This is a genomic window from Capillimicrobium parvum (assembly GCF_021172045.1).
Lineage (GTDB): Bacteria > Actinomycetota > Thermoleophilia > Solirubrobacterales > Solirubrobacteraceae > Capillimicrobium > Capillimicrobium parvum.
The window spans coordinates 3,924,294-3,943,269 of the sequence record NZ_CP087164.1 but is presented as its reverse complement, the minus strand read 5'-3'; the positions used below and the strand labels follow the sequence as shown (position 1 = coordinate 3,943,269).

Here is an 18,976-nt window from a genome sequence, read left to right as displayed (position 1 = left end):
CCAACCTAGAGCGCGACCTGCTCGTGCGCGTGCGCGATCAGTAGCGGCTCGTGCGTCGCACAGACGATCGTGGTGCCGTGACGCTCCGCGATCGCCGCGAGCAGCTGCGCGACGGCGGCCGCGTTGGCCTCGTCGAGGCGCGATGTGGGCTCGTCGGCGAGCAGCAGGCCCGGCTCGGCGGCGAGCGCGCGGGCGAGCGCGACCCGCTGGCGCTCGCCGCCCGACAGCCGGCCGACTCGCTGCCGGGTGCGCTCGGCCAGGCCGACCTCGGTGAGCCAGGTGTGGGCACGGCGCTCGGCCTCGTCCTCGGCGACGCCTCGCTGGGCCAGGGCGAACGCGACGTTCTCCTGCGCGCTCAGGAAGTCGACGAGGCCGACATCCTGGGCGACGAGCGCGACGTGGTCGCGGCGGAAAGCGGCGAGCTCCGTGCGCGAGCGTCCCGCGAGGTCCTCGGCGCCGACCAGGATCGTGCCGGCATCCGGACGCTCGAGGCCGGCAAGCAGCCGCAGGATCGTGCTCTTGCCGCTGCCGGAACGGCCGCTGAGCGCGGTGAGGCGCCCGGCGGTGAAGCGCGCGTCGAAGGCGGCGAGGACCGCGCGCTCGCCGTAGGCCTTGTCGACGGCGCGCAGCACGGCGGTGAGGCCGGGACGCCGGGGACGCGCGGCCGCCCGTGCGGCGGGGACGGGAGGGAGCGGCTCGGGGTGGGCGCCGGGCGCCGAGTCGGGCGCCGCGCGCAGCTCCACGGTGCCGGGGCGCGCGCGGGCGAGCAGCCGGCCGCCGACGCCCGCCTCGCGCAGCAGCTCGTCGGGCAGGCGCACCCAGCCGCCGCGCCCCACCACGATCGCCTCCTCCGCGGCGCTCCCGGCCGCCTCGCCGGTGATGCGACCGTCGCGCAGGCGCAGCGTCCGGTCGGCCGTCTCGGCCGCCGCTGGGTCGTGGCTGACCATGACGACGGTCGTCCCCTCGTCGCGGGCGAGCTCGGCGATGAGCGCGTAGACGGCTTGGGCGGAAGCGGCGTCGAGCTCGCCGCCCGGCTCGTCGGCCAGCAGGAGGCCGGGCCGGTGGGCGACGGCGGCGCAGACCGCAAGGCGCTGGCGCTCGCCGCCGGAGAGCTCGTGCGGGCGAGCCCGCGCTCGGTCTCCGAGGCCGACCCGCTCGAGCAGCTCGCCGGCGCGCGCCGTGCGCTGCGGCCGCGGCGCGCCGCGCAACGCCAGCGGCAGCCCGACGACGTCGGCGCAGCGCAGCGCCGGCGGCAGCGCGCGGTCGTGGTGCTGGTCGACGAGGCCGACGTGGTCCTGGCGGAACGCCGCGCGCCGGCGCGCCGGCAGGCGGCCGAGGTCCGCGCCGAGCACCTCGACGCTCCCCGCCGACGGCGGCTCCAGGCCGGCGAGCACGCGCAGCAGCGTCGTCTTGCCCGCCCCGCTCGGGCCGAGCACGACGATCCGCTCGCCCGGGGCGACGCGCAGGCTCAGGCCCTGCAGCGCGGCGGCGTCGCCCTCGGCCGTGCGGTGGACCCGGAAGAGCTCCCGGGCGGCGATGGCGTCGGTCACGGCGCGGCGCTCCGGGGCCGGCGCGGGGTGGGGCCGGCGAAGCTGCGGGCCAGCGCGAGGCGCACGGCGAGCGCGGCGACCACGACGAACGCCGCCGCGCCGAGCGCCCACTGCGCCCACGGGGTGGCGGCGGCAAGCGGAGGATGGGGGACGGCCGTGGCGGCGGTGGCGCGGATCGTGTCCACGACGAGCGCGTTGAGGATCAGCGCGAGGGCGACCGCCCCCGCCGCGCCGAGGACCGCGAGCAGGACGCCACGGAGCCACAGCGTGCGGCGCAGCGCGGCGGGCGGCGTGCCCTGCGCCTCGAGGTCGTAGAGCTCGGCGGCGTCGTCGCGCAGCGCGACGGCCGTGGCGAGCAGCAGGCCGGCGACGGCCAGGACGCCGCCGGCGATCGCCGCTGCGGCCAGGACGCGCACGAGCTCGCGGGCGAGCGGGTCGCCGTGCAGGCGGCGCTCGATCGCGCGCCGGGACGTGACGGTGAGCCCGGCGAGCCGCGGGCGCGCGAGCGCCGTGTCGAGCCGCGCCTCCTGGGCCCGCGAGACGGCGAGCCACAGCTCGGTCGGGCTGCCCGCGCCGGGGCGCCCCGCGTCGAGGGCGGTGGTGAGCGTCGCGGCGTCGGCGACGACGAACCCAGCCGCGGTGACGGGGATGCCCGGCAGCCGCTCGAGCGTGCCGGCGACGCGGGCGGCGACGGGGACCCCGTCGACGGTCAGGGGCAGGCGGCGCCCGGGACCCGCGGCCGCGGCGGTGGCGTGGTCGGTGAGGACCGCGAGCGGCCGGCCGTCGGTCGGCGCGGGCGGGCGCAGCAGCGCTGCGCCGGGGCGGTCGAACGCGTAGGGGATGGTGGTGGACGCGCCGCGCACGACGGGGTCGCGCAGCGCTCCCTGCGCCGGCCACCGCGACGTGTCGAGCGTCGTCGCGCCGGCGGTCAGCGGCCCGAGGACCAGGTCGCCGCCGACCACGGCCGGCGAGGCCGGGTTCTCGGCGAGCGCGTGGCCCTGCGTCGCGAGCAGCCCCGTGTCGGGCTGCGCTTCGAGCCCGACGAGGACGCCGCCCCGGGCGACCCGCGGGATTCGGCCGCGCAGCGTGGCGGGCTGCGGGCCGGTCAGGCCGAGCGGGATCGAGACGATGCCCGTCGCGGCGCGAACGTGGAGCGTGAGTCGCAGCGCGTCGCCGTCGGTACGCGCGCGGACGGCCACGGTGCGGGCCCCGGCGGGCAGCCGGGGGGCGGCCCGGCCGCCGGCCGGCGCGGGCGGCGCGAGGCGTGCCGCGAGTGCGGCGACCGACGCGGACCCGCCCGTCCGCGACCAGCCGCGCAGGTCGCGCAGGCCGGAGGCGGGGATGCCGAGGACGGGCAGCGTCACGCGGCTGCTGCCGCGCGGCACGGAGCCGCTCTGGCGCACGACGGCGAGCGCGGTCCCGCCGCCCGCGCGGTCCCGCCACTCGGCCGGCGTGTCGAGCCGCAGCGGCGAGACGAAGTCCGCGCCCGCCGCGACGGTCACGTCGACCGGCACGCGGAAGGCGGCCTCGTCGCGCTGGCCGTCGGACAGCGTCGCCCGGTAGCCGGCGGCGAACAGCGCCAGTCCTCCGGCGACCGCGACGAACGCGACGGTCAGGGCGGCCTGCGCGGGCGAACGGGCGAGGCCGAGCGCTGCGGTGCGCAGGGCGGCGGGCGCGCGCCGGCTCGCCCGGGCGCCCGCGCGCAGGAGGGGGCCGGCGGTGCGCAGGACGACGAGCCCGGCGGCGAGGCACACGAGTGCCGGCAGGAGGACGGGCAGCGGGTCGGCGCCGCCGGCCACGTCGCCCGCGCTCACCCCGCCGCGGGCGAGCGCCACCACGACGGCGGCGCCGGCGACCAGCGCGGCGACGTCGGCGGCGCGGCTCGCCACCCGGCTGTCCACGACGGCCCCGCCGGTGAGCAGCAGGGTGGCGACCGCCCAGGCGACGGCGGCCCCCGCGAGCGCGCGCGGGGTGAGCAGCGAGTGGGCGACGAGCGCGCCCGCGTCGAGGTCCGCGGTCCGGGCGCGCAGCCGTGTCACGGCGAGGGCGACGGCGGCGCCGGCGACGACGCCGGCGGCGGCGGGCACGGCGGCCTCGGCGGCGGCGAGCAGCGCGAGCTGGCTGCGGCGGGCGCCCCGGCGCTCGAGCCGCCCGCGCTCGGCCCGCAGGTCGCGGCCCAGCGCGCCGGCGGCGAGGAGGAGGAACGCGGCGAGCAGGACCGCGGCGCCGGACGCGACGAGGCTGACGCGCTCGCCGGCGGTCGTCGCGCGCCCGCGGGCCGCGGCGAGCGCGCCGAGCGGGGCGCTGACGGTCCAGCCCGCATCGGAGGACTCCAGCGCGGCGCGGGCGGTGCGGATGCGCCCGGCGATGCGGTCGAGCCGCCAGGACGGGGTGCCCTCGGCGTCGAGCGGCGCGCTCCAGCCGTGGGTGCGGTACACCGCGCCGAGCGCGGGCAGCTCCTCGAGGCCGCGCGGGTCGCCCGCGACGAGCAGGGCCGGCCGCCGCTGCTGCTCCGCGAGCCCGGGTGGTTGCGGGTGGGGGACGAAGCCGAGCGGGACGGGCGACGTCAGGCGGCCGCGTCCGACGACGACGAGCCGCGGGCCCCCATCGCTGCCGGCGCGAGCCGTCGGCCGGCCGGAGACCTGGACGACCTCGCAGCGTGCGGGCGTGCAGCGCTGGGGCAGGCGACCGGACTCGAGGGCCAGCCACTGGCGCGCGGGGGCGATGGCGGCGACCTGCACGAGCGGGCCGCCGGTGGCGAGGCGGGTCGGGCGCAGCAGCACGTCGCTCGTCTGCGGGGTGCCGGTCATCCGCGTCAGCGCCCGCCGGGCCCGACCCTCCTGGCGCGCCGTCACGCCGCCGGACCACGTGATCTGGACGCGCCCGTCCGCGGCCGGGAGCGCGCGGACCAACCGCTGCGCGGCCTGCTCGCCCGCGACGGCTCCGCCGCCCACGGCGACGCCGAGCAGCCCGACGGCCACGGCGATGCCGGCGGCCGCGAGCAGGGCCCGCGCGGGTGACGCGCGCATGCGGGCGAGCGCCAGCCCGACCGGCGCGGCCGCCGCTCGCAGGCGCCGGCTCACCCGGCGCCTCCGGCGAGGTGGGCGGGCGGCGAGCTCCCGCCGGCCGGTTCGCCTGCGCGCGCCGGCTGGGCGGTGCCGGCCGGCTCGACCGAGCGTGCCGGCTCGGCGGTACCGGCCGGCTCGGCTGCGCGCGCCGCTTCGGCTGCGCGCGCCGCTTCGGCTGCGCGCGCCGTTTCGGCTGCTCTCGCCGCGATCGTCACCGGGCAGCGGCCGTCGAAGTGCCCGCATGCTGCCGGATCGCACAGCCGGCAGATCCGCCACGCGTCGGCGCGGCCCCCGGTCATCCCGGCCAGCAGGCGCCCGGCCAGATCGGCCAGGCTCTCCGCCTCCTCGCCGTCGAGCACACCGAGCACCTCGCCCAGGGCCGCGGCCCGCGCGTCGCGGATGCGCTGCGCCGCCGCCGTGCCCGCCGCGGTCAGCCCGACGCTGAGCGTCCGCCCATCGGGCCCGGGACCGCGCTGCGCGAGCCCCGCCGCCTCCAGCCGGTCGACGAGCCGCACGGTGCCTGACGGCGTCAGACCGGTGATGGCGCGCAGCGTGTCGACGGGGGACCCGCCCGCGTACTCGTGCAGGGCGCTGAGGGCCGCCGGGGCCGCCGCCGACTGCCCGCTGGCGGCCTCGCCGGCGGCCGCGATCCGCTCGGCCATGGTGAGCGCCAGCGCTCCGAGGACGTTCGCCGCGCGGACATGTGAGCCGCTCACATGTCGACTGTATCGCGCCGTCGGACGGCGGGTGTACGGTCCCGCCCCTCGGGAGGCTCGCCCGCTCCTGACCACCATCGTCCCGGCCCTCGCGACGGCGGCCGGACCGGCTCTTGCCGGCGCGCCGTGCGACCCGCTCGACGGCTCGGCGATCGTCGCCGTGCACCGCGGTCGACCTGCCCGGCTGACCCCCGCCGGATCCCGGCACATCGTCGTCGCGGATCAGGGCTAGCATCGGCCAACGCATATGGCCGAACGCCGGCTTCATGGTCTCCAGCGCGTGCTTGGCGTCAACGCGCTCTTCTCGACCGCCTACGGCAACGTCGGCTCGTCGATCTACTACGCCCTCGGTCTCGTCGCGTCGCTGGCGCTCGGCCTCACGCCGATCGTCTTCATCATCAGCGGCTTCATCTTCTTCCTGACGGCGTCGACCTACGCCGAGGCGACGGCGATGTACCCGGAGGCGGGCGGCTCGAGCTCGTTCGCCCGCCGTGCGTTCAACGAGTTCTGGTCCTTCTTCGCGGCCTGGGGCTCGATGCTCACCTACACGATGACGATCGCCACGTCGGCGTTCTTCGTCCCGCACTACCTCGGCGGACTGTTCTGGGAGCCGCTGCGCCACTCGCCGGGCGACATCTTCTTCGGCATCGGCGTGATCATCGTCCTCAGCGTCATCAACGTCCGCGGCGTGCAGGAGTCCGCGAGCGTGAACATCGCGCTGGCGATCATCGACTTCATGACGCAGCTGCTGCTGGTGCTGGTCGGGATCTTCCTGATCCTGTCGCCCCAGACGCTGGTCGACAACGTCAAGTTCGGCATCGCGCCCACGTGGTCGAACTTCCTCGTGGCGATTCCGCTCTGCATGCTCGCCTACACGGGGATCGAGACGATCTCGAACATGGCCGAGGAGGCGCGCGACGAGCGCAAGACCATCCCGGCCGCCATCAAGCGCGTGGTCATCGCCGTCATCGCGATCTACGCGGTCCTGCCGTCCATCGCCCTGTCGGCGCTCCCGGTCACCCAGCAGGCCGACGGCTCGTACTCGACGCTGCTCGGCGAGCCGGAGAGCCAAGGGGGCTTCGCCGGCGATCCGGTGCTCGGCGTCGTCAAGCAGCTCGACCTCGGCATCTTCCAGCAGCCGATCGAGGTCTACGTCGGCATCCTCGCCGCCACCATCCTGTTCATCGCGACGAACGCGGGCATCATCGGCGTGTCGCGGCTCGTCTACTCGATGGGGCTGCATCGCCAGATGCCCGACGGCCTGCGCCGCCTGCACCCGCGCTACGGGACGCCCTGGATCGGCATCGCGATCTTCGGCACGATCGCCTGCATCGTCCTCATCCCCGGGCAGGCGGCCTTCCTGGGCAACGTGTACGCGTTCGGCGCGATGCTGTCGTTCACGATCGCCCACGCCTCGGTGATCAGGCTGCGCGGGAAGGCGAGCGGGGAGGAGCGGCCGTGGCGGGGGCCGGGGAACATCACGATCCGCGGCTACGACGTGCCGCTGTTCGCCGTGGTCGGCGGCAGCGCCACGCTCGTCGCGCTGATCGTGCTCGCCGTGCGCAACCCGGTCGTCTCGGCCTTCGGCATCGGCTGGCTCGTCTTCGGAATCGGCGTCTACATCGTCTACCGCCGCAGCCAGGGCCTGGACCTGACCTCCACGAAGAAGGTCGCGGTGCCGCGCCCGGTCGTCGACCACGAGGCCGAGTACGAGTCCATCCTCGTCGCCTTCGACTCCACCGACTTCAACGCCGCCGCCGTGGCGACGGCCAAGCGCCTCGCCGCCCGGCGCCGCCGCGGCATCCACGTGCTCGTCACCATCGTCGTCCCCGCCTCCTCGCCGATCGGCGCCTCGCTGCCCGCGCAGGAGCGTGCCGCCCAGGAGCTGATCGAGCAGGCCAAGGTGCACGGCGGCCGGCGGGTCACCGGCCGCTGGGTCAAGGTGCGCGCCGGCCAGGCCGGCTCGACGATCGTCAAGGAGGCGCGCTCGCTGCGCGCGCAGGCGATCGTCATGGCCCTCGCGCCCCGCGGCGGTGCGACGCTGTTCAGCCGCACGGTCGAGACCGTGCTCTCCCAGCGCCCGTGCCGCGTCATCGTCGTCTCCGCGCCGGGCTCGGCGAGCCGTCACGACGACCTCGTCGTCACGGCGGTGACGTGATGGCTCCCAGAGGGCGCGACGTCCACCGGGGCGGGACGCAGGTGCTGTCGGTGGTGCTGGTGGTGATCGGCGTCGCGCTGATCGTGCGGACGATCGCGGCCGGCGGCGGACCCGGGGCGCTGGGCATCCTGCTCGGCGTGCTCTTCGTCCTCGCCGGCGCCGGGCGGCTGTGGGTCGCGCGGAGGCAGCGCTGATGGCCGACCGCCGGTTCAGCGACCGCCTCACCGACCGGATCGGCGACCGCCGCCTGAGCGACCGCGGCGACGTCTTCTTCCGGCGCTCCCTCGGCTCGCCGCGCCTGTTCGGGATCATCTACACGCCGATCGCCAGCGCGATCTACTTCTCGCTCGGCGTGGTCGCCACCTACGCGCTGGGGATGACGCCGTTCGTCTTCCTCGCCGCCGGCCTGTACTTCGCGCTGACCGCGATGACGTACGTCGAGGGGGCGTCGCTGCACCAGGACCGCGGCGGCGCGACGGTGTTCGCCCGCTACGCGTTCGACGAGCTGACGAGCTTCGTCGCCGGCTGGGCCGTGCTGCTCGACTACGTGATCCTCATCGCGGTCTGCGCGCTGTCGGCGACGAACTACCTGCAGGCGTTCTGGCGGCCGCTGGCCAACGGCGGCGCGGAGATCCTCGTCGCCGCGGCGATCATCGCCTGGGTCGCGGTGCGCAACGTGCGCGGCTTCTCGGCGAGGCGGGCGCAGGGCGTGCTGATCATCGTCATCGCCGACCTCCTGCTGCAGGGGCTGCTCATCGTCCTCGGCCTGGCGATGTTCTTCGACCCGGACCTGCTGATCGCGCAGATCGATCTCGGCACCGCGCCGACCTGGTCGGATCTCGTCTTCGCCCTCACGCTGGCGACCGTCGCGTTCACGAGCCTCGAGTCGGCCTCAGGGCTCGCGGGGGAGGTGGGCGTCCGCCGCCGCGGCCTCAAGCAGTTGGTGACGAGCGCGAGCGCCACCGTGACGCTGGTGTACTTCGGCATCGCGCTCGTCGCCATCACTGCGCTGCCGGTCGTCAACGGCGAGACGCGGCTCTCGACGCGGTTCGAGGAAGCCCCGGTGCTCGGCCTCGTCCGCCAGATGGACCCGGCGTGGCTGGCGGACGGGCTGCGCTACGTCGTCGCGGTGGTGGCGACGGTGACGCTGATCGCGGCCGCCGAGTCGGCGATGCTGGGCCTGTCGCGCCTGGCCTACCAGCTCGGCACGAACCGGCAGATCCCGAGCATGGTCGGCCGCCTGCACCCGACGCGGGCGACGCCGTACGTCGTCATCACCATCGCCGCCCTCCTCGCGATCGCGCTGGTCATCCCTGCCGACCTCGACTTTCTCGTCGGCATCTACGCGTTCGGCGCGACGCTCGCGTTCACCATCGCCCACCTCTCGGTCGTGCGCCTGCGGATCACCGAGCCCGACCGCAAGCGCCCCTACCGCATGCCGCTCACCGTCGGGCGCATTCCCGTGCCGGCCGCCGCGGGCGCGGTGATCTCGTTCGCCCTGTTCATCAGCGTGCTCGTCCTGCACGATGCGGCTCGGTACGTCGGCCTCGGCTGGATGGTGGGCGGCGTCCTGCTCTACGTCGTCTACCGCAAGCTCGACGAGAAGCCCGTGTTCGCCCGGGTCACGGTGCCCGAGTCGGCCCTGCGCGCGGAGCCGACCGAGGCCGAGTACGGCTCGATCCTCGTGCCGATCCTCGGCGGCGCGCTCGACGACGACATCGTCCAGACGGCCGGGCGCCTCGCCGCGGCGGAGGGCGTCGACGAGGCGGAGGGCGAGGGCGCGACGATCGAGGCGCTGTGGGTCTTCGAGGTGCCGATGGCGCTGCCGATCGACGCGCGGCTGCCGGACGAGCAGCTCAAGCGGGCGCGCGGCGCACTCGCCCGGGCCAAGGCGGTCGGGGAGGAGTACGAGGGCGTCGAGGTCGCCACGGCCACCGTCCGCGCACGGCGGGCCGGGCAGGCGATCGTGGAGGAGGCGCGCCGCCGCGGCGTCGAGGCGATCGTCATGGCGGCGGAGGAGCCGAGCCGGATCCGCGGCGGCGCGCTGCTCGGCGGGCGGGCCGGGCCGCGCGACAACTTCCTGGGCGAGGTCACGAAGTACGTGGTCTCGAAGGCGCCGTGCCCGGTGATCCTCACGGCCCCGCCCGCCGCGGAGGAGGCTCGGCCGGCGATCTGATTGCGCTACCGTGCCGCCTCGTGTTCGTCCTGATCGTGGGGGCCGGGCGGGTCGGCTCAGCGGTAGCCAAGACCGCGCTCGCCGCCGGCCATCAAGTGTCGGTCCTCGACGAGGATCCTCTGTCGCATGAACGTCTCGACGTGGGCGAGGAGGGGACGTGGGAGGACCGGGGCGGGCGCTTCACGGTCGGCACCGCGCTCGAGATCGACGCGCTGCTCGAAGCCGGCGTCGAGGATGCCGATGCCTTCATCGCCGCGACCGACGGCGACAACACGAACCTCGTGATCGCGCAGATCGCGGCGCGCCGCTTCCAGGTCGAGCGCGTCATCGTGCGTGTGATGGACCCGCTGCGCGCCGCCTGGTACGCGGAGCAGGGGCTCGAGACGATCTCGCCGACCGCGCACGCGATCGACATGTTCGAGAAGGCCCTGGGGCTCGACTGATGTACGTCATCGTGGTGGGCGGCGGCAAGGTCGGGTGGAACCTCGCGCGCGAGCTGATGGACAAGGGCGAGGAGGTCACGCTCATCGAGAGCGACCGCCGCCGCTACCTCGTCATCGAGCAGGAGCTCGAGCACGCCGTGCAGTACGGCGACGCGACCGAGCTGTGGGTCCTCGACCGGGCGGGCGTCCAGCGGGCGGACCTCGTCATCGCGGTCACCGGCGACGACGAGGACAACATGCTCGTCTGCCAGGTCGCCAAGGAGAAGTACCTCGTCGACCGGATCATCGCCCGGGTCAACAACCCCCGCAACCTCCAGCACTTCAAGCTGCTCGGCATCCAGCCGGCGGTCAGCGCGACGGACCTCATCCTGCGCCTCATCGAGCACGAGGTGCCGCGCTACGGGCTCGTGCACCTGCTCGCCCTCGAGGAGGAGCGGCTGGAGATCATCGAGCTCGAGGTGGCCGTGGACTCGCCGGCGGCGGGGCGGCAGGTCCAGAACGTGGAGCTGCCCGACGGCTGCCTGATCATCTCGGTGCTGCGGGGCGGCGACGGCTTCGTCCCCAAGGCCGACACCGTGATCGAGGGCGGCGACGAGGTGCTGCTCGTGCTCGACCCGGGGCTGGAGGAGGCGATCACGCCGCAGTTCGCGTCGCCCGTGCGCCGTGGCTGACCGGCACGCAGACGCGCTGCTGATCGGCGGCGGCGCGGCGTCGCACGCGTGCGCCGTCGCCCTGCGCGAGCGGGGATTCTCGGGGTCGGTGCTGCTCGTGGGCCGCGAGCTCGACCCGCCGTACGACCGGCCGCCGTGCTCGAAGGAGTACCTGCGCGGCGAACGGGAGCGGCCCGCGACCTACCTCTCGCTGCCCGGTGACGTCGACGTGCTCACGCGGACGAGCGTCATGAAGCTCGACGCGGCGGCGCGCGTGGCGCGGTTGTCGACGAAGGAGGAGGTGTCGTACGGGTGCGCGCTGCTGGCGACCGGCGCGAACGTGCGGCGCCTGCCCGTGGACGGCGCGCAGCTCGACGGCGTCCACTACCTGCGCGCGCTGGGCAACGCCGACGCGATCCGCGAGGACGCCGAGGGACTCGGTCCCGCCCGCCGGGAAGCGGTCGTCGTCGGGGGGTCCTATCTGGGCACCGAGCTGGCCGCGTCGCTGACGCTCATGGGCAAGCGCGTGACGGTGCTCATGCAGGAGGACGTGCCGCTCGAGCGGGCGTACGGCCGGCGCGCGGGGGAGTGGTTCCAGGCGCGGCTGGAGCGCGAGGGCGTGACCTTCGTCGGCGGTGAGTCGCTGGCCGGCTTCGCGGGCGACGACGAGGAGCGGGTGACCGAGGTGCTGACCTCGGGCGGGAGGTCGCTGCCGGCGCGGATGGTCGTGGTGGCCGCGGGCGCCGTGCCCGACGTGATGGTGGCGAAGGCGGCGGGGCTGGAGATCGGGCCGATGGGCGGGGTTCGCTGCGATGCGTCGCTGCGCGTGATCGGCGCCGAGGGGCTGTGGGCGGCCGGGGACATGTGCGAGTGGGAGTCGCCGCTGCATGGCGGGCCGGCGCGCGTCGAGCACTGGGAGGTCGCGGCGGGCCACGGCCGGACCGCCGCCGCCGGGATGTGCGGCGAGCCCGTCGAGCACGCCGAGGTCCCGTACTTCTGGTCCGACGTCGCCGACTGGGTGACGTCGGAGTACGTCGGCGTGGTGGGGCCGGAGGGTTGGGATCGCGAGGCGCTGCGCGGCTCGTTCGAGTCCGGCGCCTTCTCGATGTGGTACCTGCGGGGCGAACGGCTGGTCGGCGCGTTGTCGGTCCGTCGCGGCGACGACCTCGACGAGGCCCGGCGGCTGATCGCGTCGGGCGAGCGCGTCACGCCCCAGGATCTCGAGCGCCCGTAGGCGTTCTGCGGGCCGGGCCGACCAGCGCGGTGCGGTGCGGTCCACCCCCGGACGGGCGGCGGTGCGGTGTGGTGCACCCCCGGACCGGCGGCGGTGCGGTGTGGTGCACGTCCGGAGGCGGTGCGGTGCGGTGCACCCCCGAACGCGGTGCGGTGCGGTCCACCCCCGGAGGCGGTGCGGTGCGGTCCACCCCCGGACCGGGCGGCGGCGGCACGTATGGTCCGGTGGTGCGGTACGGTCCACCCCACACCCGGCGGCGGCGGCACGTGTGGTCGTCTGTGCCCGCTGAGCGGGCATCAATAGCCACACGTCGATCGGAATCGCCTGGGCGGATGCATCGTGCGGTGGACCATCGTTCGAGTTCAAGATCGCGCGGCTGCTGCCGACCGCGGGGGCGTGCACGGAACCCGCGCCTTTCTCGCTTCCGGCGGCCTGACCGCGATCGCCCTGAGCGGCGTCGCCGGACTGCTGCTGTTCGTCGGCGGCTTCTTCGCCCTGACCGACGGCTGGTCCGGTGGTGCCGCGGGCGACGAGGGAACGCTGGTGCTTCCGCCGCCCGCCGCTATCGCGTCGGCGAGCGGTTCCGCCGGCGTTGACCGCGCCGCAGGAGCGATCCCGGCACCCGTGACCGGACGGATCGGCGTGACCGGCCCGCTCGGTCCGGCCGCCGCGGGGGCCGATGCGACGCGCGGCGCCGGGTCCCGGGCCGCCGGCGAGGATCGTCTGCACCCGGCCGCCGGCGCCCGCGGGATCGACCGCGCCGAGCGAAGCCGCCGATCGGGCACCCGCAAGACCACGCCGGTACCGCAGGCACCGAGCACGCCGCCCGCGACCGCTCCGACCGCGCCCGCCGCCGCCGTCGTCGCCGCGGCCCCGGCCGCGGCACCGACGGCGACGGGCAGCGAGCCGGCTCGTGCGACGGCGAGCCCGCAGCGGACCAGTACGACGGGCTCGCCCGCGAGGGCGCACCGAACGGTGTCCACCCCGGAGGTCGCGGCGCCACGACCGCGGGGCGAGCGCCGCACCACATCCGAAGCCGATCACCGGCGGTCCTCGCCGAACCGTGGATCGCAGCGGCAGTCCACCCATGCGGGATCGCCACAGCGGAGCGCGGCGAGCCACGCGGCACCGCCGGTCGCCGCGCCCCAGCGCAGCACCGGCAAGCCGGAACGCGGGCACCCCGCACCCGCACAGCGCACCGGCAAGCCGGAACGCGGGCACCCCGCCCCAGCACAGCGCACCGGCAAGCCGGAACGCGGGCACCCCGCCCAAGCACAGCGCACCGGCAACGACGGGCCGCGGCGGCCCGCCCAAGCACAGCGCACCGGCAACGACGGGCCGCCCCGCCCCGCCCCGCCGCCGCAGGGCGCCTCGAGCGCTCCGCCGGCTCCCCCACCGGCTGCTCCGGCGCCCGCGCCGTCGCCGATCCAAGGCAACGGCAACGGGCTGGGCAACGGCAACGGGCAGGGCAACGCCAACGCCAACGCCAACGCCAACGGCAACGGCAACGGCAACGCCAACGGCAACGCCAACGGCAACGGCAACGCCAACGGCGCGAGCGGTCGCGGCCAGCACTAGCAACCCTCGAGGCCACCGCCGGAGTCATCGCCTCCCGCGCACAGCTCCGATCACGTCGCCGCCCGCGAGCCGCTCGCCGCACCGCGCCGCCGCGCATGGCGCGCCGCGAGGCTCTGGTCAGGCTGTCGTCGTGTGGTCGCTCGGCGCCCTCGGTCGCGTCAACGCTCAGGGTGTGCTCGACGCCGTGTGGCTGGCGGCGATCGCGCGCGAGTACCGCGACGCGATTCGCTTCATCAAGCCGCCCGCCGCCGTCCAGGCCGCGCTCTTCCGGCCGCTCGCCGCGATCGCCCGGCGGACCGGCCGCGACCCCCCTCGCCGCGATCGCCCGGCGGCCCGGCCGCGACCCCTCGCGCTCGACCTCCACGGACCGGCGGGCGCCTGCGCCATCCCCGACCCCGGAGAGGATGGCCTCGCGGCGCTGCTCGCGCGGCCGGTTGATGCCCGCGTCGCGCGCCGGCGCGGGTGACCGCGCCGTCGCCGACCCGTCACGCCAACGCTGCACACCACTCGGAGGACGCGAAAGCCCCGCATCCGATGATCGAACACGGGGCTCTCGCCGAGGCTGCGGGGCAGGGATTCGAACCCCGATAACCTGCTCCAGAGGCAGGCGTCTTGCCGTTAGACGACCCCGCAACGGGCAGCACGGAGGATAGCCAAGCCGCCGTTGTGAGGACCCTGCGAGCCCGGCCCGGCGTGCGGTCGCGCCGGCCTACGCCGCGGCCTGCGCCGCCCAGTCGCGGTACAGGTCCCAGTAGCGGCCCTGCGCCGCGATGAGCTCGTCGTGCGTTCCCTGCTCGACGATCCGGCCGTGCTCGAGCACGATGATGCGGCCCGCCTGGCGGATCGTCGAGAGCCGGTGGGCGATGACGATCGCCGTGCGGCCCGCGAGCAGCCGCCGCAGGCCCTCCTCGATGCGCGACTCGGTGTGCAGGTCGACGTTCGACGTGGCCTCGTCGAGCACCAGGATGCGCGGGTCGGCGACCAGGGCCCGGGCGAACGCCACGAGCTGGCGCTGCCCGGCGGAGAGCTGCACGCCGCGCTCGCCGACCTCCGTGCCCAGGCCCTCGGTGTACGCGCGGATGAACTCCGCCGCGCCGACCGCCTCGCACGCCCGCCACAGCTCGTCGTCGGTGGCGTCCGGCCGCCCGAAGGCGATGTTGTCGCGGATCGTCCCGCTGAACAGGAAGCCCTCCTGCGGCACGATCCCCATCTGGGCGCGCAGCGACGCCTGGCGGACGTCGCGCAGGTCGTGCCCGTCGACCTCGACCCGTCCGGACGTCGGATCGTAGAACCGCGCCACGAGCTTGGCGAACGTCGACTTGCCCGCGCCCGTCGCGCCCACCAGAGCGACCGTCTGCCCCGGCGGGATGACGAGGTCGACGTCGGTGAGCGCGTTGACCGTCTCCTCCGCGGTCCGGTAGCTGAAGGTCACGTGGTCGAAGCGGATCTCGCCGCGGATCGGCGGCAGGTCGATCGCGTCCGGCGCGTCGACGAGCTCCGGATCCTGGTCGAGCAGCTCGAAGATCTTGTCGAGCGCCGCCATGCCGCTCTGGTAGGTCGTGTAGACCTGCGAGAGCTGGTTGATCGGGTCGAAGAAGCCGTTCAGCGCGGCGATGAACCCGACGAGGACGCCGATCTCGGTCTTGCCGTCGAGCACCTGGTAGCCGCCGAACAGCAGGATCCCGACCGTGGCGAGGGCGCTGAGCAGCTCGACCGTCGGGAAGTAGGTCGCGTTGAGGTTGACCGTGACCATGTTCGCGTCGCGGTTGTGCGTGTTGAGCTCCGAGAAGCGGCGCAGGTGCGCCGGCTCCTGCCCGAAGGATCGCACCACCCGGATGCCCGACAGCGTCTCCTGCAGGTAGCCGGTGATCGCGCCGATCGTCTCGCGCGTGCGCCGGTAGGCGTCCGCGGACGCGATCCGGAAGATCAGCGACCCGAGCGCCATCACCGGGAAGATGCAGAACGTCAGCAGCGCGAGCTTGACATCGAGCCAGAGCAGGATCCCGATCGTCCCCAGCAGGGTCAGCGACGCCTGGAACAGCGTGATGATGGTGTCGGTGACGAGCGAGTCGAGCGCCTCGACGTCGTTCGTCATCCGCGACAGCAGCACGCCCGACCGGTTGCGCTCGTAGAAGCCGACGGGCTGGGACTGCAGGTGGCGGAACATCTGCTCGCGCAGGTCCTGCAGCGCCCGCTGCCCGACCCAGTTGACGAGGAACGTCTGCGCGTAGCTCGCGCCCCAGTAGACGAGGGCCGACAGCAGGAACAGCGCGACGGTCAGGTTCAGCGCGCCGAGGTCGCCCGGGACGATGCCGTCGTCGATGGCCCGGGTCGCCAGCGGCGCCGGCGCCAGCGATGCCGCCGTGCCCGCGACGAGCGCGACGGCCATCGCGATGACGCGCCACCGGTACGGGCGCAGCAGGACCACGAGCCCGCGCACCTTGCGCCCGCGGCCGCTCGTCCCGCGCAGCCGGCGGCGGATGTCCTGCAGACGGGTCTCCGATCGCGGCGCGTCGCTCACAGTCCCGCCGCCTCCCGCTCGACCGGCTTGCGCGTGAGGAAGACCTGGTCGGGCAGCCCCTTCTCCACGATCTCCCGGTAGAGGTCGTTGACCTCGAGCAGCTCCTCGTGCGTCCCGCGCGCGACCAGCTCGCCGCGCTCGAGCACCGCGATCTCGTCGGCCAGGGCGATCGTCGACAGCCGGTGGGCGATGACGAACGTCGTGCGCCCCTCACCGACCGGCGGGCCGGCGCCGTCCTCTGCGAGGGCCCGGGCCTTGGCGTGGCCTCCGGTGCCCGCCTCCCGCAGCGCGGCCTTGATGAGCCGCTCGGTCGAGGCGTCGACCGACGAGGTGGCGTCGTCGAGGATCAGCACGCGCGGGTCGGCCAGGAGCGCCCGCGCGATCGCCAGCCGCTGGCGCTGGCCGCCGCTGAGCGTCAGCCCGCGCTCGCCGACGCGGGTCTCGTAGCCGTCCGGCAGCCGTGTGATGAACTCGTGCGCCTGCGCGCGCCGCGCCGCCGCCTCGATCTCCGAGGCCTCGGCGTCCGGTCGCGCGTAGGCGATGTTCTGCGCCACGGTCGCGGAGAACAGGAACGGGTCGTCGTCCACCGTCGCGACGGCGTGGCGCAGCTCGGAGAGCGCGAGATCGCGCACGTCGGCGCCGTCGAGCAGCACCTGCCCGGAGTCCGGGTCGTAGAGGCGCCCGATGAGCTGCACGAGCGTCGTCTTGCCCGATCCCGTCGCCCCGACGAGCGCGATGGTCGTGCCGCCGGCCACGTCGAGCGAGACGTCGCGCAGCGAGGGCACGGCCGCGCCCTCGTACTGCAGGGTGACGTGGCGCAGCTCCACGCGGCCCGACCCGTCCGGCAGCGGCAGCGGCTGTGGCGGCGAGGCCACGGTCGGCGTGCGGTCGAGGATCTCGAACAGGCGCGCGCCCGAGGCCGTCGCGCGCTGGGCCATGCCCAACACCATGCCGAGCATCCGCATCGGCGACAGCAGCATCAGCAGGTAGGCGTAGAAGGCGGTGAACGCGCCGAGCGACATGCTGCCGTTGATGACCTGGCGGCCGCCGAAGAACAGGATCGCGGCGAGGCCGAGCTGCGGCAGGAAGCCGATGAACGGCTGGTAGAAGGCCTGCAGCCGCGAGGACACCATCGCCTGGTCGAAGACGCGGTTCGTGCGGTGCCGGAAGCGCTCGAGCTGGCGCTGCTCGCGCGAGAACGCCTTGACGACGCGCACGCCGGAGACGTTCTCCTCCGCCTCGGCGGTCAGCTCGGCGATCCGCTGCTGGACCTCCTGGGCCGCCGGCCGCGCGCGCGTGCCATACCGGAAGGCGACCCAGACGACGAACGGCACGGGGGCCAGCGAGATCGCGGCCAGCCCGGGCTGCAGCGCGAACATCGCCACCGCGGCGAGCACGATCGTCAGCACCGACTGCATGACGAACACGAGGCCGTAGCCCAGGAAGAACCGCACTGACTGCAGGTCGACGGTCGCGCGCGACATGAGCTGGCCGGTCTGCTGGCGGTCGAAGAACGCCAGCTCGAGCGACTGGAAGTGCGTGTAGAGCGTGTCGCGCAGGTCGAGCTCGACCCCCAGCGAGACCCGGCCGGCGACGAGGCGGCGCGCGACCGTGAGCGACAGCCGGATGACGCCGGCGCCCGCGATGAGCAGGCCGTTGCGCAGCAGCGCATCGCGGTCGTCGTCGCGGATGGCGTTGACGGCCTGGCCGGTCAGGTACGGGATGGCCACCGTGGCGAGCATCGCCACGGCCGCCAGCACGAGCGACAGCGCGACGGCGCGGCGGTAGGGCCGCAGGAAGCCGAGAAGTCGCCAGAAGGTGCGCACGCGGGGATTGTAGTTGACTGCTTCAACTATTCTCCGGCCTGTGCCCAACCCGCCCGCCGGCCTGTGCGACTCCTGCCGCCATCAGAAGCTGATCGGCACCACGCGCGGCTCGGTGTTCTCGATGTGCCTGCGCGCGAGGACCGACCCGGCGTTCCCGAAGTACCCGCGCATCCCCGTGGGGTCGTGCCCGGGCTACGAGCGGCGCCTCAGCTCGCCGCCGGCGTCCTGACGTGGGGCGCGAGCACCGTGTCCCACGCCGCGTTGATCTCCCGCCACTCGCGGCCGCAGCGCGCGGCGCGCTGCCTCGGCAGCCCGTCCCGGCCGACGATCGCCCTGAAGCGCTTGGTGTCGCTGCCGTAGACCCAGCACAGGAACTGGTACATCCGCTGGCGCGGGAACGAGTGCTCGTCGGAGAAGTCCGACTCGTCGAGCCGGCGGCTCATCGGCGCGAGCGAGTCCCACACCGCGGCGGCGCTGATCGCCGTGAGCGGACCGAACTTCGGGTTCGCGGTCAGCAGGTACGCGGCGAAGCCGTCCGCCGCGTCCTCCTCCTTGCCGAGCACCGGGAGCCGGAACTCGTGGATGATCGCGTGCCCGATCTCGTGGGCGAGCACGAACTGCACGGCCGACACGACGCCCCGGCGGACCGTCACGCCCTTCACGCCCTTCAGCTGCTTGCGGACGTTCTCGAGCTGGATGTTGAGAAACGGGCCGGGGAAGTTGATCAGCGACGTGATCTTCGCCCCGTCGTCGCCCGTGATGTCGAGACCGGTGAGGAAGACCGGCCCGTCGGCGATCTGGTCCGAGAAGAGCACCGGCATGGTGAACGGGAGGCTCCACCGGGCGTTGACCTCGTCGGCCACCGCCTGCATCGCGCCCGACCGCCGGACGATGCCCGCCGCATGGCGGTTGGCCTTCTCGAACCGGCCGAACTCGACGACGAAGCCGGCGGGCTCGTCCGCGGCTGACGCGGGGGCGGCGGCGAACGCGGCGGCCGCTCCGGCGACGAGCGTGCAGGCGACGGCAGCGACACGGGTACGCATGTGAGGCGGTTCC

15 protein-coding genes and 1 tRNA gene are annotated in these 18,976 nt (G+C 75.0%); 9 read left to right on the top strand and 7 right to left on the bottom strand.

Going from position 1 to position 18,976, the window contains the following annotated elements:
- Positions 1 to 5: 5 nt before the first annotated feature.
- Genes DSM104329_RS19185 through DSM104329_RS19175 form a run of 3 tightly spaced genes read right to left on the bottom strand, consistent with a single transcriptional unit; the run spans position 6 to position 5,334 of the window.
- Positions 6 to 1,550, bottom strand: a complete 1,545-nt coding sequence (locus DSM104329_RS19185) for an ATP-binding cassette domain-containing protein (RefSeq protein ID WP_259311458.1) — start codon at positions 1,548 to 1,550, stop codon at positions 6 to 8.
- Complete coding sequence (locus tag DSM104329_RS19180; RefSeq protein WP_259311457.1) at positions 1,547 to 4,633, bottom strand: hypothetical protein; 3,087 nt, start codon at positions 4,631 to 4,633, stop codon at positions 1,547 to 1,549. Before DSM104329_RS19180 ends, DSM104329_RS19185 begins: the two co-directional genes overlap by 4 nt.
- Entirely contained in the window at positions 4,630 to 5,334 is a 705-nt protein-coding gene (locus tag DSM104329_RS19175) for a MarR family winged helix-turn-helix transcriptional regulator (RefSeq protein WP_259311456.1), read from the bottom strand. Before DSM104329_RS19175 ends, DSM104329_RS19180 begins: the two co-directional genes overlap by 4 nt.
- A gap of 280 nt (positions 5,335 to 5,614) precedes the next feature.
- Here DSM104329_RS19175 and DSM104329_RS19170 point away from each other — a divergent pair, with 280 nt between their 5' ends.
- The 8 genes from DSM104329_RS19170 (at position 5,615) to DSM104329_RS19135 (ending at position 14,039) form a co-directional block, all read left to right on the top strand.
- Positions 5,615 to 7,492 (top strand): universal stress protein, encoded by a 1,878-nt coding sequence (locus tag DSM104329_RS19170; RefSeq protein WP_259311455.1) that lies wholly within the window; start codon positions 5,615 to 5,617, stop codon positions 7,490 to 7,492.
- Positions 7,492 to 7,686 (top strand): hypothetical protein, encoded by a 195-nt coding sequence (locus tag DSM104329_RS19165; RefSeq protein ID WP_259311454.1) that lies wholly within the window; start codon positions 7,492 to 7,494, stop codon positions 7,684 to 7,686. Before DSM104329_RS19170 ends, DSM104329_RS19165 begins: the two co-directional genes overlap by 1 nt.
- Entirely contained in the window at positions 7,686 to 9,668 is a 1,983-nt protein-coding gene (locus DSM104329_RS19160; RefSeq protein ID WP_259311453.1) for an amino acid permease, read from the top strand. The genes DSM104329_RS19165 and DSM104329_RS19160 overlap by 1 nt, the downstream gene beginning before the upstream one ends.
- A 20-nt stretch (positions 9,669 to 9,688) precedes the next feature.
- Positions 9,689 to 10,111: an NAD-binding protein gene (locus DSM104329_RS19155; RefSeq protein ID WP_259311452.1), complete on the top strand. Its 423-nt coding sequence runs from the start codon at positions 9,689 to 9,691 to the stop codon at positions 10,109 to 10,111.
- On the top strand, positions 10,111 to 10,782 hold the full coding sequence (locus tag DSM104329_RS19150; protein ID WP_259311451.1) for a potassium channel family protein: 672 nt from the start codon (positions 10,111 to 10,113) through the stop codon (positions 10,780 to 10,782). The genes DSM104329_RS19155 and DSM104329_RS19150 overlap by 1 nt, the downstream gene beginning before the upstream one ends.
- Entirely contained in the window at positions 10,775 to 11,995 is a 1,221-nt protein-coding gene (locus DSM104329_RS19145; RefSeq protein ID WP_259311450.1) for an NAD(P)/FAD-dependent oxidoreductase, read from the top strand. Before DSM104329_RS19150 ends, DSM104329_RS19145 begins: the two co-directional genes overlap by 8 nt.
- A 396-nt stretch (positions 11,996 to 12,391) precedes the next feature.
- Positions 12,392 to 13,573: a hypothetical protein gene (locus DSM104329_RS19140; protein WP_259311449.1), complete on the top strand. Its 1,182-nt coding sequence runs from the start codon at positions 12,392 to 12,394 to the stop codon at positions 13,571 to 13,573.
- Between the two features lie 130 nt (positions 13,574 to 13,703).
- Entirely contained in the window at positions 13,704 to 14,039 is a 336-nt protein-coding gene (locus DSM104329_RS19135) for a hypothetical protein (RefSeq protein WP_259311448.1), read from the top strand.
- A 96-nt stretch (positions 14,040 to 14,135) separates the two neighbouring features.
- On the opposite strand, the gene DSM104329_RS19130 is transcribed toward DSM104329_RS19135, so the two are convergent.
- From DSM104329_RS19130 to DSM104329_RS19115, 3 genes are all read right to left on the bottom strand, one after another.
- Positions 14,136 to 14,206: transfer RNA gene (locus DSM104329_RS19130), tRNA-Gln, on the bottom strand.
- A gap of 76 nt (positions 14,207 to 14,282) precedes the next feature.
- The gene (locus tag DSM104329_RS19125) at positions 14,283 to 16,094 is read right to left on the bottom strand and encodes an ABC transporter ATP-binding protein (protein WP_259311447.1); all 1,812 of its coding nucleotides are present in this window, start codon (positions 16,092 to 16,094) and stop codon (positions 14,283 to 14,285) included.
- Positions 16,091 to 17,920, bottom strand: a complete 1,830-nt coding sequence (locus tag DSM104329_RS19115) for an ABC transporter ATP-binding protein (RefSeq protein ID WP_326924448.1) — start codon at positions 17,918 to 17,920, stop codon at positions 16,091 to 16,093. Before DSM104329_RS19115 ends, DSM104329_RS19125 begins: the two co-directional genes overlap by 4 nt.
- 40 nt (positions 17,921 to 17,960) lie before the next feature.
- Here DSM104329_RS19115 and DSM104329_RS19110 point away from each other — a divergent pair, with 40 nt between their 5' ends.
- Entirely contained in the window at positions 17,961 to 18,149 is a 189-nt protein-coding gene (locus DSM104329_RS19110) for a hypothetical protein (RefSeq protein WP_259311446.1), read from the top strand.
- On the opposite strand, the gene DSM104329_RS19105 is transcribed toward DSM104329_RS19110, so the two are convergent.
- Entirely contained in the window at positions 18,127 to 18,963 is an 837-nt protein-coding gene (locus DSM104329_RS19105; protein WP_259311445.1) for a DUF4344 domain-containing metallopeptidase, read from the bottom strand. The genes DSM104329_RS19110 and DSM104329_RS19105 overlap by 23 nt on opposite strands.
- Positions 18,964 to 18,976 lie beyond the last annotated feature (13 nt).